Origin of the sequence: Kribbella sp. NPDC058245, assembly GCF_042882005.1 — a bacterium.
GTDB lineage: Bacteria > Actinomycetota > Actinomycetes > Propionibacteriales > Kribbellaceae > Kribbella.
This window is the reverse complement of the sequence record NZ_JBHVWY010000012.1, coordinates 292,481-306,678: the sequence shown is the minus strand read 5'-3', so window position 1 is coordinate 306,678 and position 14,198 is coordinate 292,481. Positions and strand designations below refer to the sequence as shown.

Sequence of the window (14,198 nt, the reverse complement as noted above, 5' to 3'; positions counted from 1 at the left end):
GGCCCTCGCCATCGTCGTAGAGGACTGACCCGAACCGGGGGCGACCGCCCCGCGCCCCCGCCGCGGCAGTAGCGGGGGCCTTGAACAGGTCGTGGGGGGGGTGGAAAGAAAAGACCCCGTTTTCTCCCCCCCCCCCCCTTTTCCCCCCCCCCCCCCCCCGACTCAGCTCAGAACGGGCAGCTCGATCGGTATTCCTCGACAGTTGTGCTCGCACCCGGTCCGGGGCAGATGAACTGCTCGTAGCGGGTGTCGTCGTCGATGAAGCGCTTCAGCCAGGAAATGCTGTACTTCGCGATCGTCGTGTTCGGCGAGGTCGGCGCGGAGTGGGTGGCGTTGTTCAGCTCCAGGTACGCCTTGTCGAGGGTGGCCGGCAGACTGGTGTAGAACGGTTCGGAGTGGCTGCTGACCGGGGCGACGGTGTCGTTCTCGGCGCCCACGACCAGGGTCGGCACGGAGACCTGTGACCAGTTCTTCGTGGTGTTGTAGGCGGTCAGCGGGACGATGGCCTGGAGGGCGGGCCGGTCCTTGGCGGCCTCGAGCGAGCCTCCGCCGCCCATCGAGTGCCCCATCGCACCGAGCCGGCTCACGTCGATCCGCGCCCGGACCGAACTGCTGGTGGTGAGGTAGTCCAGCGCTGCCAGCAGTTGGTCACCACGGCTGGCCGGTGAGTCGTAGCGGGACAGGGTGTCGATCGTGATGATCACGAAGCCCTGCGAGGCCAGCCGCGGCCCGAGCCAGGCAACGCTCGACTGAGTCGCGGTGAAACCGGGTGAGATGGCCACCGCCCCGAAGGTGCCTTCGCTGGTGCTGGTCGGGTAGTAGATGGTGCCGCCACCGAAACCGGGCGCCCCGGAGGCCGGGACGGTCACCGTCGCGGTGGCGAAGGCACCTTGCGGTGCTTCGATACTGGCGTTCGTCGGTGCCGGACCGCGCTCGTACGGATTGGCGGCCACCGAGGTGGCTTGGCCGGTGGCTGGGGTCAGCACGGTGGCGGCGAACAGCGTTGCGAGGACGATCTGCAGCGGACGTCGGCGGAAAGCGCGCACGGCTACTCCTTCGGTGGAACGGGCGGGGCGAACCGTCTGTCCACCACCGGCCTGCTCGGTGGTCCGGCGGTCCACGGCGCCAAGGTAATCACTTGATTACCGAGCGTCAACGCCGAACCAGGAAGCAGGCCGATCCGTGCGGGTTCAGGGCAGGATGACCGAGCGGGTCAGGCTGCGCGGCTGGTCCGGGTTCAGGCCGAGGGCGAGCGCCTTGGCGACGGCGACACGCTGGGCGACGACCAGTGAGGCCAGCGGGTCCAGCTCGGCGTGGTGCACGATCGTGGCGCCGGTGGCGGCGACGTCGTCGAGCAGTCCGACCGGCGGCTCGCCGAAGATCCACACGCCGCGGCCGGGCTGCGCGATCGCGATCGGACCGTGCCGGTAGTCCATGGCCGGGTAGGCCTCGGTCCACGCCGACGCGGCTTCGCGCTGCTTCAGGGCCGCCTCGTGGGCCAGACCGACGGTCCACCGGGTACCGACGTACGTGACCTGCTCCAGCTTGGCGAGCTCGTCCACGTCGATGCTCAAAGCGGTCTGCGCATCCGCGGCCGCCTGCTCGAGATCTTGACCGAGCGATGCGCGCAGGAGCGCCAGCACGGTCGTCGCGAAGCGGGTTTGCACAACGGACTGCTCATCGGCGAAGTCGAGCATGATCGTCTGATCGGCGAGCTCGACGATCGGCGAGCCCGGCGTCGCGGTGATCGCCACGGTCGGTACGTCGGTCGACCGGATCAGGTCGAGCACCTCGGTCGTCGTACCGGACCGGCTGATCACGACGATGACGTCGTACGCGCGGTCCTTGGGGAACTCCGAGCCGGCGAAGGCGTCGGTCTCGCCCTGGCCGAGGTCCTCGCGCAGGGCCGCGTAGGCCATCGCCATGAACCACGAAGTGCCGCATCCGACGGCTGCAACACGCTGGCCGGCGGTGGGCAATGCGTCACCGTACTGCGCGAAACTGCCGCCGACCTGACGCCAGAGTTCCGGCTGGGTGGCGATCTCCGCGGTCACGAATGGGGTCTCATCGGGCGTCTGAGTCATGTCGTCTCCGGACTTCTCATGGTCGAAACTGCTCGAACGTGATCGAATGGTGCCAACCGGCCGCCATCCGGCTGACCGATTGTGTGAAGGAGGAGCCCCGGGTGAAGCGTTATGAACGCCTCAACACCTTGCTCGAGTCGCTCGCCGAGAAGGGCGCCATCGACGTCGACGAACTCGCCGAGCAGTTGCATGTGTCCGCGGCGACGATTCGGCGCGACCTGGATCACCTCGGCAAGCAGCAGCTCCTCACCCGGACCCGGGGTGGCGCCGTCGCCAACGCGGTGTCGTACGACCTGCCGCTGCGCTACAAGACTGCGCGTTTCGCCTCCGAGAAGCAGCGGATCGCGCAAGCCGCAGCCACGCTGGTCCGGCGCGGCATGGTGATCGGGATGAACGGCGGCACCACGATCTCCGAGGTGGCGCGCACGCTGGCGACGCGGCCGGAGCTGTCGGCCGAGCACGGCGAGCCCGCGTTCACGCTCGTCACCAACGCGCTGAACATCGCCAACGAGCTGATCGTCCGGCCGCACGTGAAAATGGTGCTCACCGGCGGGGTGGCGCGGCCGCAGTCCTACGAGATGATCGGGCCGCTGTCGCACCGGATCCTGGCCGACCTGTCGCTGGACATCGCCTTCATCGGTGTCGACGGGATCGACGAGACCGGCGCCACCGCTCATCACGAGGGCGAGGCGAACATCAACCAGCTGATCGTCAGCCGGGCCGCCAAGGTGGTCGTGGTCGCCGACTCCTCGAAACTCGGCCAGCGTGCCTTCGCCCGGATCTGCGAACTGAGCGAGATCGACACCCTCGTCACCGACGCGCAGGCCGAAGAAGGTCAGCTGACCATCTTCAAGGAAGCCGGCATCGACGTCATCCGCGCTTAGCCGCATCTCGCCGTACCTCCTGTCCCTGGGAGAGCTCCGTCCGTGTACGACGATCATATCTGATCGCGGGCTGGTTGTAATGAGCAGGTTTGCGCAATCTCCGCGCGGGAGGCAGGGAAACAAGACTCAGTGCCGCTAGGCTTCTCGGCAGCATGAGCAGCGCAGCCGCAGAGAACCCTGCAGACCTACGGGAGGGCATCATCGCCACCGGCATCGACCCGACCTCCTGGGCGTACGCCGAGGACTACGTCGGTGAGGACGAAGTCGTCACCGGTGCTCGGGCGACCGCCGACGACTTCGGCGTCGCCGCGATCGGGCCCGGCGCGGCCGCCGCGCTCAGCCTGCTGGCCGCCACCGTCGGCGCCAAGGCCGTCGTCGAGATCGGTACCGGCACCGGCGTCTCCGGCCTGGCCCTGCTCCGCGGCATGCGCACCGACGGCACCCTGACCACGGTCGACCTGGACGCCGAGAACCAGCGCCTGGCCCGCAAGACCTACCTGGACGCCGGTGTCACCTCGAACCGCTTCCGCCTGATCGCCGGTGCCGCCCTCGACGTCGTCACCCGTCTCACCGACGGCCACTACGACCTGGTCTTCTGCGACGCCGACCGCCGCGAGAACACGGCGTACCTGCACGAGGCCCTCCGCCTCCTGCGTCCCGGCGGCATCGTCGTCTTCGCCGGCATCCTCACCGGCGCCCGGGTCGCCGACCCGGCCCACCGGGACCCCGACACCACCGCCCTGCGCGATCTCCTCCGCGCGGTCCGCGAGGACGACGACCTCGTCTCAGCCCTCCTCCCCACCTCCGACGGCCTCCTAGCCGCCACCAAACGCCTCAACTAACAAACGCGCCGCCCGGTGGGCGACGGGCCAACTCTTCGAGGCGGCTCGAAGGTGGGCTTCGGGGTGGGCCGAGGAGCTAGGTGGTGAGGCGGGCCAGTTCGGTGGCGAGGTCGTTGAAGGGGTCGGTGAGTGGGTCGATCAGCTCGTAGTGACCACAGTCGGGGACCCGGTGGAGCCGGGCAGTGGGGTGAGCGGCGAAGTAGGATTCGCTGAGCCGGATCGGTACGCGGGTGTCGTTGACGCCGTGCAGAATCGACACCGACGCGATCGGGGCGGGGAGGTGCACAGGGTCCAGGTCGTTGCGGACACCGCTGCCGATGAAGGCTTGTACGGCGCTGTCGTCGAGCATCAGCTGATCAGCGAGCAGGAGGTCGGCGACCGGAGCCAGCGCGACCACGCCGCGGAGGCGCACCGGGTTGAGCGTCGCAGCGGCCCACAGCGCGAGCTGCCCGCCCGCAGAGTGGCCGACCAGCACATACCCGTCCTGTACGTCGACCAGGTCGGGGAGCGCATCGAGCGCCGTACGGATGTCTCCTGTGGTGACGTCTGGTTCACCAGGCACGCGGCGGTACTCAAGCGAGGCAACCGGCCAGCCGAGGTCGGCGAGCGCGGCTCCGAGCGGGCGGGCGTGCACGCGGTCGTACTCCGGGCGCCAGAAGCCACCGTGGACGTAGACGACCAGCGGCCGTGGGTTCTTCGCGTGCCAGTGGTCGATCACGTGGTCCGCGTGCTCGCCGTACCGGAGCTGCTCATCGGGCTCACGCGCCGAGCGGGTCAGTACCGATCGGTCCTCGCTCATTCAGACCTCCCGAGATAGGTCATCGCGTTCGTGGACAACAACTTCTGCTGCTGTTCCGCGGTCAGGAAGCCGGCTTTCCGCACCACCTCCCCGACCGGTCGCTCACCCAGTGGATAGGGATAGTCACTGCCGACCAGTACCCGGTCTTCTCCCAAGGTATCGACAAGTAACCGTAAAGGCGCTGATTCGAACACCACTGTGTCGACGAAGAACCGATCCAGATAGTGCGCGGGTGGATGCTCCGAGCAACCACGCACGATGTCACCCCGCCGGTGCCAGGCGTTCTCCAGCCGCCCGAGCCAGAACGCGAAACTCCCACCACCGTGGGCGAAACAGATCCGCAGCGACTCCGGCAGTACGTCGAACGCTCCGCCGAGGATCATCGCGATGATGGACAGATGGGTCTCGGCCGGCATTCCGGTCAGCCAGCGCGCCATCCAGCGGTCCAGCCGTGGTCCGCCCGGCATGTCCCACGGGTGCACGAGAACCGGCGTACCGGTCTCTGCGCAGTGCTTGAGGAAGGCAACGATCCCGGCGTCGTCGAGATCCTTGTCGCCGACATGGTTGCCGATCTCAACACCCACATGACCGTTGGCCAGGCAACGATCCAGCTCGGCACAGGCCGCATCCGGATCCTGCAGCGGCACCTGGCAGAACGGCACGAACCGCTCGTCGCCGGCCAGCGTCTCGAGCGTGCGGTCGTTGAAGATCTTCGCCAGCTTGACCGCCTGATCAGCCGGCCGGTCGTACCCGAAGAACACCGGCGTCGGCGACACCACCTGCAGATCGATGCCATCGGCATCCATGTCTTCCCGCCGTACGGCGGTGTCCCACGCCTGCGGCCCGACCGGGCGGAACTCGGTCTCGCCGACCATGATCATCGCGGCCCGCTCGGAGTCCACCCGCAACCACGGCCACCCCTCGCCCCCACAGGCGGCCGCGAGATCCGGCCAGCCCTTGGGGACCAGGTGGGTGTGGACGTCTACCGCCACTCAGGCCTTGCCTGGGTGGACGGTGCCGCACTCGGGGCAGGTGCGGGCCTCCTCGCTCTCGTAGAACGCGGCGAAGACCGGCGGCAGGTCGGCGACGATGTCGGTCACCTGGAGCTCGACCTCGTGCACGATCGCGCTGCACTCACCGCAGTACCAGCGGAACTTCTCCAGCGTGCCCGGCTCCCGGACTCGCTCGATCACCAGGCCGATCGAGTCCGGACCGCGCTGCGGCGAGTGCGGCATGTTCCGCGGCAGCACCCACATCTCCCCCGCGTTCACCTCGACGGTGGCCGGCCCGTCCTCGGTCATCACGTTCACCCGGAGCTCACCTTTGATCTGGTAGAAGAACTCCTCGTACGGGTCGACATGGAAGTCGGTGCGCTGATTGGGGCCGCCGACAACCATCGTGATGAAGTCGTCCCCGGTCGGGAACATCTGCTTGTTGCCGACCGGCGGCTTCAGCAGATGTTTGTTCTCCTCGATCCACTCCGGAAAGTTCGTGGACTCCAGGTTCGTCATCATTCACTCCTTGGCAGGGCTGTGTCTTTGAGAGATGGCCGCTACGGCCTGAATCTCTATCAATAGCTGAGGATGCGGTAACTGATGCACGGCAACGGTCGTCCGCGAAGGGCCGTTCTCGTCGAAGAACTCGCCGTAGACCTCGTTGTACCCACCGAAGTCGTTCATCGACACCAGGTACGTCGTCACACTCACCAGGTCGGTCAGGTCCGCGCCGACCGCCTGGAGGATGTCGCGGATGTTGTCCAGTACGGCGCGAGTCTGCTCCCGAATGTCGAGCGTCGTCGTGCCGAGCTCATCGACCGACGCACCCGCGATCGTGTTGTCCGGCCGTCGGCTCGACGTACCGGACACGAACGCAAAGCCGTTGCTGACCTTCACATGGGGAAACCGGCCGCGTGGTTTCGCCTTACCTGGAACGACTGTCACGTGATCTCCACACAGACGTTGGTCGGCTCGGAGTAGAAGTCGAACGAGTGCCGACCGCCTTCACGCCCCACGCCGGACAGTTTCATCCCACCGAACGGCGTGCGCAGATCGCGGACGAACCAGGTGTTGACCCAGACGAGGCCCACGTCGAGAGCAGCGCCGGCGCGGTGCGCCCGACCGACGTCCCGCGTCCAGACCGTTGCCGCGAGCCCGTAATCGCTGTCGTTGGCCAAGGCAAACGCTTCGTCCTCGGTGTCGAACGGCGCGATGTGGCAGATCGGTCCAAACACTTCCTCGCGGTTGGTCCGGGCATCCGCAGGCAACCCCGTCACGACCGTCGGTTGCACATAGCAACCACCGTCGCGGGCATCACCGAACGACGGTACGCCGCCGCCCGCCAGCACCTCGGCACCCTCGGTTCGCGCCAGGTCGTAGTACGAGAGCACCTTGTCGCGGTGCTGTTGGGAGATCAGCGGCATGTTCACCGTCGCCTCGTCGGCGGGCCAGCCGTAGGTGAGTTCGCCGGCCCGGGTCGCCAGTCGGGCGCAGAACTCGTCGTACACGGGACGCTCGACGTACAGGCGTTCGGTGCAGAGGCAGACCTGGCCGCCGTTCGTGAAGGTCGAGCGGACCGAACCCTCGACGGCCGCGTCCAGATCGGCGTCGGCGAAGATCACCCCGGCGTTCTTGCCGCCGAGCTCGAACGAGACCGACTTCACCCGCTCCGCGGCCACCTTGGCGATCGCCGTACCGGTCGCGGACTCACCGGTGAAGGTGATCGCGTCGATGCCCGGGTGGCGGGTCAGGAACTCGCCTGCCGACGACGGGCCGAGGCCGTGCACGAGGTTGAAGACCCCGTCCGGTACGCCGGCCGCAGCCATCACCTCGGCTAGTACGGTCGCCGAGGACGGCGTCTCCTCGGACGGCTTCACGATCACCGCGTTGCCGCAGGCAAGCGCCGGAGCGACCTTCCAGGTCAGCAGGAGCAGCGGGAGGTTCCACGGTACGACGATCGCCACGACACCGACCGGTTTGCGGACCGCGTAGTTGAGCGCCCGGCGGCCGTCCGCGAGCGTGGTCGTGTAGGACTCGGTCGGTGTGGTGGTCGCGAAGTCCGCGAAGGTGCGGAAGTTGGCCGCACCGCGCGGGATGTCTAGTGTGCGCGCCTGGCTGATCGACTTGCCGGTGTCGCCCACCTCAGCCGCCACCAGGTCGTCGAACCGGCGCTCCAGCTCGTCCGCGACCCGCCGTAGAACGTTGGCTCGCTCCTGCTCTCCCATGCGGCCCCACGGACCCTTCAGGGCTGCGCGGGCTGCGGCGACGGCCGCATCCACTGTGGACTCGTCCGCCTCACACACCTCGAAGATCTGCTCCCCCGTCACCGGACTGACCTTGGCGAACCGGCCAGGGCTGTCGACGAAAGTGCCCCCGACGAAGTGCTGCAACAGCCCGACGTCCTTTGGTTGACCCGTGAGCAGCTCCGGCGTCCACAGCGTCATCGGAGTCTCCTCAACAACCTCAGTGCGATCAGTGCGAGGCCGGCCGCCGCGAGACCGACGTACCGGTGTTGGCGTTGAACCCTGCGCTGGACCTCGGCGTACGGGGTGGAGCTGAACGAGACAAGCTCGTAGCGGGAGACATACCGGCCGGGGAGGAAGCGTTCCAGCGCGTGCTCCACCTGCTTGGTCAGACGGAAGACTGGTGACGCCACCTTGTCGCGCATCTCGATGAAGTTGGTCAGCGCCATGTCGGCGATGGCTTCGGTGTTCTCGCGTCGGCGGGCCTCGAAGAGCGGCAGTGCGCGGGCCCACGAACCACCTGTGTCGTCCAGGCACCGGTCCAGCTCTACAACGTCCTCGAACGCGCAGTTGGCGCCCTGGCCGTAGAACGGGACTATGGCGTGCGCAGCGTCGCCAATCAGGGCAGTCCGGCCATGGGCCTGCCAGGGCAGCGTGTGGACGGTGCCAAGCACGCCGACCGGGTTGTGCAGGTAGTCGTCGACCAGATTCGGTGCCAGCGGCAACACGTCCGGATAGTGCGCACTGAAGTACGCCGTGATCGCGTCTGCCGTCGTGAGCGCGTCGAACGATCCAGCAGGCCAGAACAGCGTGCACGTGAACGAGCGGTCCGGATTCGGCAGGGCGATCATCATCGACGTCCCGCGCGGCCAGATGTGCAGTGCGCCCGGGTCGAGCGCGAACTCCCCGTCGACGGCCGGAATCGAGAGCTCCTTGTACCCGTAGTCCAGGAAGTCGACGTCCTCGGCAACGATGCCCTCAGCAAGCAACTGCTCCCGTACGGCGGACCCTGCGCCGTCCGCGCCGAGAATCACATCAGCCGTCGCTGTCGTTCTGCCTGCCGGGGTCTGGAACACCAGCCGGCCGGCTGCTGAGTCCAGCTCGCACAACCGGTGCTCGAACTCCACCGATACGCCCTTGGCGGCCGAGGCCGCTGTGAGCAGTGCATTGTTCAGCGTGCCCCGGCTGATCGAGTTGATCGCCCGGTCGCCTCTGGCCGAGTACTGGTGGAAGTCGAGCGCGCCGGCGACCGGATGGATCATCCGGCCCTTCATCGGCAGCGCATCGGCCATCACCGTCGCGTCCAGCCCGATCCGCCGCAGGGCATCCAGACCGCGCTCGGAGATCGCCAGGTTGATCGACCGGCCCCGGTCCGCCGTACCGACGCGAGGGTCCGGGCGACGCTCGTACAGGGTCACTGTCAGCCCACGCCGGGCGAGGTAACACGCCAGCAGACTGCCGGTCAGCCCGGCTCCGACGATTGCAACCTTCATCCAGCGATCACCTCGGCCAGCGCTGCCGCTGCGCGCCAGCAGTCGTGGTACGTCGAATACAGCGGCACCGGCGCCAGCCGCAGCACATCTGGTTCACGTGCGTCCGCGATCACGCCGTACTCGAACCGTAGCCGCTTGGCGAGCTCACCGGCGGTCAGCGCTCCGCCGATCCGCAGGGAGAGCTGGGCACCCCGCCGTACCGGATCGGTCGGTGTGATCACCTCCACCGGCACCTCTGCCAAGAGCTTCTCCAGGTACGCCGTCAGCCGCAGACTGCGCTCCCGCAGGACGCCGATGCCGATGCGGTCGAAGATCTCGAGTGACGTCCGCACCGGGCTCATCGAGAAGATCGGTGGGTTCGACACCTGCCAGGCATCCGCCGAAGCGGGCGGCCGGGACTCCGCAGCCATCTCGAACCGCGTGGCTGCGTCAGTGCTCCACCAGCCCTCGAACCGCGGCAGCTGACCGCCCAGGTGCCGCTCGTGCACGAAGGCGGCGGCCAACGAGCCCGGTCCGGCGTTGAGGTACTTGTAGGAGCACCAGGCGGCGAAGTCCACGCCCCACTCGTGCAGCTCCAGCGGTACGTTCCCCGCTGCGTGCGCCAGGTCCCAGCCGACCACTGCACCCGCTGCCTGCCCAGCTGTAGTGATCGCGGGGATGTCCATCAGCTCACCGGTCAGGTAGTTCACTCCGCCGAGCAGCACCAGTGCCACGTCGTCCCCGAGCCGGTCGAGCACATCCGCCGTACGGAGGCAGTCCTCGCCCGGTCTGGGCTTCAGACGGACGACAGCGTCGTCGTACCCGTGGAAACGTGCCTGCGACTGGACGGCGTAGCTGTCCGACGGAAAGGCCGAGTCCTCGATGAGGATCCGGTACCGCGAGGCCGTCGGACGGTAGAACGACACCATCAGCAGGTGCAGGTTGACCGTGAGCGAGTTCATCACCACGGTCTCGCTGGGTAGCGCACCGACGAGTCGAGCCGCCGGTCCGGTCAGCAGCTCGTGGTACGGCAGCCAGGGCCGCTCACCCTCGAGATGGCCCTCCACCCCGAGAGCAGCCCAGGAGTCGAGGTCCGCGAGCAACTCGCCCCGGGTCGCCTTCGGGCGCAGTCCGAGCGAGTTCCCGGCGAAGTACGCGACCTCCCGATAGCGACCCTCGGTCGCCGTCGGGATGTCGAACAGCTCGCGGTGGCCCGGGTCGCTGGCGTCCAGTGCGCGTGCCTCCGCCTCCGGGCTCATGCCTCGGCGACCTCCGGCTCCACGACGGCCTTGGCCACCGGCGGCTCCACCACCTGGCCCTTGCCGAGCACCGTGACACCTCCCTTGGACACGGTGAAGCCACGCTGCCGGTCGAAGTCGGGGTCGATCCCGATCTCGGCACCCGGCGGGATGACCACGTTCTTGTCCAGGATGACGTTCTTCAGCACCGCACCGGCGCCGATCGTGCAGTTGTCCATGATCACGGCCCGCTCGACCAGCGCACCGGCGCCGACCTTCACGTTGGAGCCGAGCACCGAGTGGTCGACGGTCGCACCGGACACGATCGAGCCCTGGCAGATGATCGACTCGCTCACCGTGGCGTTGTCGGTGAACTTTGCACCGGGCAACTGCGGGTGGGACGTGAAGATCGGCCAGTCCGAGTTGTAGAGGTTGAACACGGGCTGGATCGAGACCAGGTCCATGTGCGCCTCGTGGTACGAGTCCAGCGAGCCGACGTCGCGCCAGTACGAGCGGTCCCGGTCGAGCGCGCCGGGCACGTCGTTGTCCTTGAAGTCGTAGACGCCGGCCTTGCCCTCGGCAACCAGCATCGGGACGATGTCGCCACCCATGTCGTGCCGGGACGCCGGGTTGGCGGCATCCTTGCGCAGCGCCTCCACCAGGACATCGGCGCTGAACACGTAGTTGCCCATCGACGCGAACGTCTCGTCCGGCGAGTCCGGCAGCCCCGGCGGGTCGGCCGGCTTCTCCAAGAATTCCGCGATCGTGTGGCCGTCGTCCGCGGTCTTGATGACGCCGAACTCCGACGCCTCGGCCCGCGGGACGCGGATGCCGGCCACGGTGACACCGTTGCCCCGGGCGATGTGGTCGGCCACCATCTGGGAGGCATCCATCCGGTACACGTGGTCCGCGCCGAACACCACGATGATGTCGGGTTTGGCGTCGTTGATCAGGTTCATCGACTGGTAGATCGCGTCCGCACTGCCCTGGTACCACTGCGGGCCGAGCCGCTGCTGGGCCGGCACACAGGTGACGTAGTTGCCGAGGAAGGTCGACATCCGCCACGTGATCGTGACGTGCCGGTCCAGGGAGTGCGACTTGTACTGCGTCAGCACACACAGACTGCGGATCCCGGCATTCACCAGGTTGGACAGCACGAAGTCGATCAACCGGTAGCTACCGCCGAAGGGCACAGCCGGTTTGGCCCGGTCCGCCGTCAGCGGCATCAGCCGCTTCCCCTCACCACCGGCCAGGACAATTCCGAGAATCTTGGGCGCCTTTGCCATGTCCGCACCTTAGTCTCCTCAGGTCGGCGGCATAAGCAGTTGCGAGTGTCGCGAGACTGGAAGCATGCCGACGCTCACCACGCCGACCGTTGACGTTCACCAGTCGTTCCTGGCCGCTTGGGACGAGTTCGGCCCGGACAGCCGCTGGATGGGAGCCCGGTCGGTGGTGGCCGGCGTACCGGCGTGGACGCGGGAGCAGGCAGCTGACCCGTCGGAGTTCGCTGCCATGGTGGCGGCGGTCGCGAGCGAGGCTACTCCTGGGACCGCGCTCGGTCCGGAGATGCTGCCGCAGACAGTGCTCTGGTACGTCGACGGTGCGGAGTGGCTCGGTCGCCTCTCGATTCGGCACCAGCTCGGCCCCGCCTTCGCCGAGAGCGCCGGACACATCACGTACGGCGTGCGTCCGTCGTACCGGCGTCGTGGGTACGCAACGGCGATGCTGCGCGAGTCACTGCCGGTCGCTGCGGCGCTCGGCATCGACCCTGCCCGGGTCACCTGCCTGGTGGACAACGTGGGGTCGCGGAAGGCCATTGAGGCGGCTGGTGGCGTGCTGCAGGACGAGTACGAGGGCAAACTGCGCTACTGGGTGGCTACCGGCCGTGCGTAAGACTGGGAGGATGCCAACCCTCGTCGAGCCCACTGTCGCCGTCCACCAGTCCTACCTGGCTGCCTGGGACGAGCTGAAGCCGGAAGAGGAGCGGTGGATGGGCGCCGAGACGTTCGTCGGCGGCGAAGAGGAGAACTGGACCCGCGAGCAGGCGGCCGACCCGGCCGAGTTCTCACGACTCGTCGACGGCATCCGCGGCGCTGCTGACCCCGACGCCGTCCTGATGGAGGGCATCGTGCCCTACACGATCCTCTGGTTCGTCGACGGCGTGGAGTGGCTCGGCCGACTCTCCATCCGGCACGAGCTGAGCCCACAGCTCCTGGAGATCGGCGGGCACATCGGGTACTGCGTCCGGCCCTCGGCCCGCCGCCGGGGCTACGCGACCGAGATGCTCGTCCAGTCCCTGCCCTTCGCCGCCGACCTCGGAATCGACCCGGCACTGGTCACCTGCGACGCGGACAACGTGGCGTCCCGGAAGGTGATCCAGGCGGCCGGTGGCGAGCTGGAGGACGAGCGACACGGGAAGCTACGGTTCTGGGTCGCGACTCACACGTCCTGATGACTTATCGTCGGAGCTTATGAAGGTCGCCATTCTGACGCGTGAGTTTCCTCCGGACGTGTACGGCGGGGCGGGGGTGCATGTCGACTTCCTGGTGCGCGAGTTGCGCCGGTTGCTCGATGTCGATGTGCACTGCATGGGTGAGCCGCGTCTGGGCGCCACTGCCCACTCGGAGGACGACCCGCGGATCCCTGGTGCGAACGCGGCGCTGCGGATCCTCTCCACCGATCTGACCATGACTGCGGCCGTCGGCGACGCACAGCTCGTGCACTCGCACACCTGGTACGCGAACATGGCAGGCCACTGGGCCAAGCTCCTGTACGGCGTTCCGCACGTGGTGACCGCTCACTCGCTGGAACCGCGCCGGCCGTGGAAGGCCGAGCAGCTCGGCGGTGGCTACCGACTGTCGAGCTGGGCCGAGCAAACGTCGTACGAGGCCGCGGACGCGGTGGTCGCAGTCAGCCGCGGGATGCGGGACGACGTACTGGACTGCTACCCGTCGATCGACCCGGCCAAGGTGCACGTCATCTCGAACGGGATCGACGCGGACTTCTACCACCCGGACCCGGCGACCCACGTGCTGGAGCGACTCGGGGTCGACCTGAGCCGGCCGTACGTGACGTTCGTGGGCCGCATCACCCGGCAGAAGGGTGTTCCGCACCTGCTCCGCGCAGGACTGCAGCTGGACCCGTCGGTGCAGCTGGTGCTGCTCGCCGGAGCGGCTGACACGGTCGAGCTCAAGGCCGAGACCGACGCCCTCGTCGACGAGCTTCGCGCATCTCGTGACGGCGTCTTCGTCGTATCGGAGATGCTGCCGCGCGAAGAGGTCCGGCAGGTCCTGACGCACGCGCTGGCGTTCTGCTGTCCGTCGATCTACGAGCCGCTCGGCATCGTCAACCTCGAGGCGATGGCGTGCGAGACAGCCGTCGTCGCGAGCGCGGTCGGCGGCATCCCGGAGGTCGTCGACGACGGCGTCACCGGGACCCTCGTCCGGTACGACGAGAACGACACCGACACGTTCGAGCGCGAACTTGCCGAAGGCATCAACGAGCTCGTCGCCAACCCGGCCAAGGCCGAGGCGATGGGCAAGGCCGGCCGCTTGAGAGCAGTGTCGGAGTTCGGCTGGGACGCGGTCGCCGAGCGCACGGTCCAGCTCTACAACAGCCTTACTGGGTAGGGATAACCCCAC

Annotated in this window: 15 protein-coding genes; 5 read left to right on the top strand and 10 right to left on the bottom strand. The window is 67.8% G+C overall.

What is annotated here, in order from left to right:
* Window positions 1-167: 167 nt before the first annotated feature.
* Together ACFVWG_RS27665 and ACFVWG_RS27660 are read right to left on the bottom strand one after the other, a co-directional pair.
* Window positions 168-1,121 (bottom strand): alpha/beta hydrolase, encoded by a 954-nt coding sequence (locus ACFVWG_RS27665; protein WP_391546333.1) that lies wholly within the window; start codon window positions 1,119-1,121, stop codon window positions 168-170.
* Window positions 1,122-1,190: 69 nt separating this feature from the next.
* Window positions 1,191-2,084, bottom strand: a complete 894-nt coding sequence (locus tag ACFVWG_RS27660) for an SIS domain-containing protein (RefSeq protein WP_391546332.1) — start codon at window positions 2,082-2,084, stop codon at window positions 1,191-1,193.
* Between the two features lie 101 nt (window positions 2,085-2,185).
* Between ACFVWG_RS27660 and ACFVWG_RS27655 the strand changes: the two genes are divergently transcribed.
* Both ACFVWG_RS27655 and ACFVWG_RS27650 read left to right on the top strand, forming a co-directional pair.
* A complete protein-coding gene (locus tag ACFVWG_RS27655) occupies window positions 2,186-2,968 on the top strand; it encodes a DeoR/GlpR family DNA-binding transcription regulator (RefSeq protein WP_391546331.1) in 783 nt (260 codons plus the stop codon).
* Between the two features lie 152 nt (window positions 2,969-3,120).
* Window positions 3,121-3,810 carry an O-methyltransferase gene (locus ACFVWG_RS27650; RefSeq protein WP_391546330.1) on the top strand — a complete coding sequence of 230 codons (690 nt, stop codon included), beginning with the start codon at window positions 3,121-3,123 and terminating at the stop codon, window positions 3,808-3,810.
* A gap of 76 nt (window positions 3,811-3,886) precedes the next feature.
* On the opposite strand, the gene ACFVWG_RS27645 is transcribed toward ACFVWG_RS27650, so the two are convergent.
* The 8 genes from ACFVWG_RS27645 to glgC are packed head-to-tail and all read right to left on the bottom strand — an operon-like array spanning window position 3,887 to window position 11,843.
* Window positions 3,887-4,609, bottom strand: coding sequence for an alpha/beta hydrolase family protein (locus ACFVWG_RS27645; RefSeq protein ID WP_391546329.1), 723 nt, complete (start codon window positions 4,607-4,609; stop codon window positions 3,887-3,889).
* Complete coding sequence (locus ACFVWG_RS27640; RefSeq protein ID WP_391546328.1) at window positions 4,606-5,601, bottom strand: amidohydrolase family protein; 996 nt, start codon at window positions 5,599-5,601, stop codon at window positions 4,606-4,608. Before ACFVWG_RS27640 ends, ACFVWG_RS27645 begins: the two co-directional genes overlap by 4 nt.
* Window positions 5,602-6,120, bottom strand: a complete 519-nt coding sequence (locus tag ACFVWG_RS27635; RefSeq protein WP_391546327.1) for a 3-hydroxyanthranilate 3,4-dioxygenase — start codon at window positions 6,118-6,120, stop codon at window positions 5,602-5,604.
* A gap of 3 nt (window positions 6,121-6,123) precedes the next feature.
* Entirely contained in the window at window positions 6,124-6,549 is a 426-nt protein-coding gene (locus ACFVWG_RS27630; RefSeq protein WP_391546326.1) for a RidA family protein, read from the bottom strand.
* The gene (locus tag ACFVWG_RS27625) at window positions 6,546-8,048 is read right to left on the bottom strand and encodes a 2-hydroxymuconic semialdehyde dehydrogenase (protein WP_391546325.1); all 1,503 of its coding nucleotides are present in this window, start codon (window positions 8,046-8,048) and stop codon (window positions 6,546-6,548) included. The genes ACFVWG_RS27630 and ACFVWG_RS27625 overlap by 4 nt, the downstream gene beginning before the upstream one ends.
* Window positions 8,045-9,340, bottom strand: a complete 1,296-nt coding sequence (locus ACFVWG_RS27620) for an FAD-dependent oxidoreductase (protein WP_391546324.1) — start codon at window positions 9,338-9,340, stop codon at window positions 8,045-8,047. The genes ACFVWG_RS27625 and ACFVWG_RS27620 overlap by 4 nt, the downstream gene beginning before the upstream one ends.
* The gene (gene kynU, locus ACFVWG_RS27615; RefSeq protein WP_391546323.1) at window positions 9,337-10,578 is read right to left on the bottom strand and encodes a kynureninase; all 1,242 of its coding nucleotides are present in this window, start codon (window positions 10,576-10,578) and stop codon (window positions 9,337-9,339) included. The genes ACFVWG_RS27620 and kynU overlap by 4 nt, the downstream gene beginning before the upstream one ends.
* On the bottom strand, window positions 10,575-11,843 hold the full coding sequence (gene glgC, locus ACFVWG_RS27610; RefSeq protein WP_391546322.1) for a glucose-1-phosphate adenylyltransferase: 1,269 nt from the start codon (window positions 11,841-11,843) through the stop codon (window positions 10,575-10,577). The genes kynU and glgC overlap by 4 nt, the downstream gene beginning before the upstream one ends.
* 64 nt (window positions 11,844-11,907) lie before the next feature.
* Between glgC and ACFVWG_RS27605 the strand changes: the two genes are divergently transcribed.
* Genes ACFVWG_RS27605 through glgA form a run of 3 tightly spaced genes read left to right on the top strand, consistent with a single transcriptional unit; the run spans window position 11,908 to window position 14,186 of the window.
* Entirely contained in the window at window positions 11,908-12,450 is a 543-nt protein-coding gene (locus tag ACFVWG_RS27605) for a GNAT family N-acetyltransferase (protein WP_391546321.1), read from the top strand.
* 10 nt (window positions 12,451-12,460) lie between these two features.
* Window positions 12,461-13,009 (top strand): GNAT family N-acetyltransferase, encoded by a 549-nt coding sequence (locus ACFVWG_RS27600; protein ID WP_391546320.1) that lies wholly within the window; start codon window positions 12,461-12,463, stop codon window positions 13,007-13,009.
* 19 nt (window positions 13,010-13,028) lie between these two features.
* Window positions 13,029-14,186 (top strand): glycogen synthase, encoded by a 1,158-nt coding sequence (gene glgA / locus ACFVWG_RS27595; protein ID WP_391546319.1) that lies wholly within the window; start codon window positions 13,029-13,031, stop codon window positions 14,184-14,186.
* Window positions 14,187-14,198 lie beyond the last annotated feature (12 nt).

Bases quoted from the DNA above. Each gene is read 5' to 3' on its own strand.
- kynU (WP_391546323.1), bottom strand. From the start codon at position 10,578: ATGAGCCCGGAGGCGGAGGCACGCGCACTGGACGCCAGCGACCCGGGC.
- ACFVWG_RS27660 (WP_391546332.1), bottom strand. From the start codon at position 2,084: ATGACTCAGACGCCCGATGAGACCCCATTCGTGACCGCGGAGATCGCC.
- ACFVWG_RS27625 (WP_391546325.1), bottom strand. From the start codon at position 8,048: ATGACGCTGTGGACGCCGGAGCTGCTCACGGGTCAACCAAAGGACGTC.
- glgA (WP_391546319.1), top strand. From the start codon at position 13,029: ATGAAGGTCGCCATTCTGACGCGTGAGTTTCCTCCGGACGTGTACGGC.
- ACFVWG_RS27635 (WP_391546327.1), bottom strand. From the start codon at position 6,120: ATGACGAACCTGGAGTCCACGAACTTTCCGGAGTGGATCGAGGAGAAC.
- ACFVWG_RS27620 (WP_391546324.1), bottom strand. From the start codon at position 9,340: ATGAAGGTTGCAATCGTCGGAGCCGGGCTGACCGGCAGTCTGCTGGCG.
- ACFVWG_RS27605 (WP_391546321.1), top strand. From the start codon at position 11,908: ATGCCGACGCTCACCACGCCGACCGTTGACGTTCACCAGTCGTTCCTG.
- ACFVWG_RS27600 (WP_391546320.1), top strand. From the start codon at position 12,461: ATGCCAACCCTCGTCGAGCCCACTGTCGCCGTCCACCAGTCCTACCTG.
- glgC (WP_391546322.1), bottom strand. From the start codon at position 11,843: ATGGCAAAGGCGCCCAAGATTCTCGGAATTGTCCTGGCCGGTGGTGAG.
- ACFVWG_RS27650 (WP_391546330.1), top strand. From the start codon at position 3,121: ATGAGCAGCGCAGCCGCAGAGAACCCTGCAGACCTACGGGAGGGCATC.
- ACFVWG_RS27645 (WP_391546329.1), bottom strand. From the start codon at position 4,609: ATGAGCGAGGACCGATCGGTACTGACCCGCTCGGCGCGTGAGCCCGAT.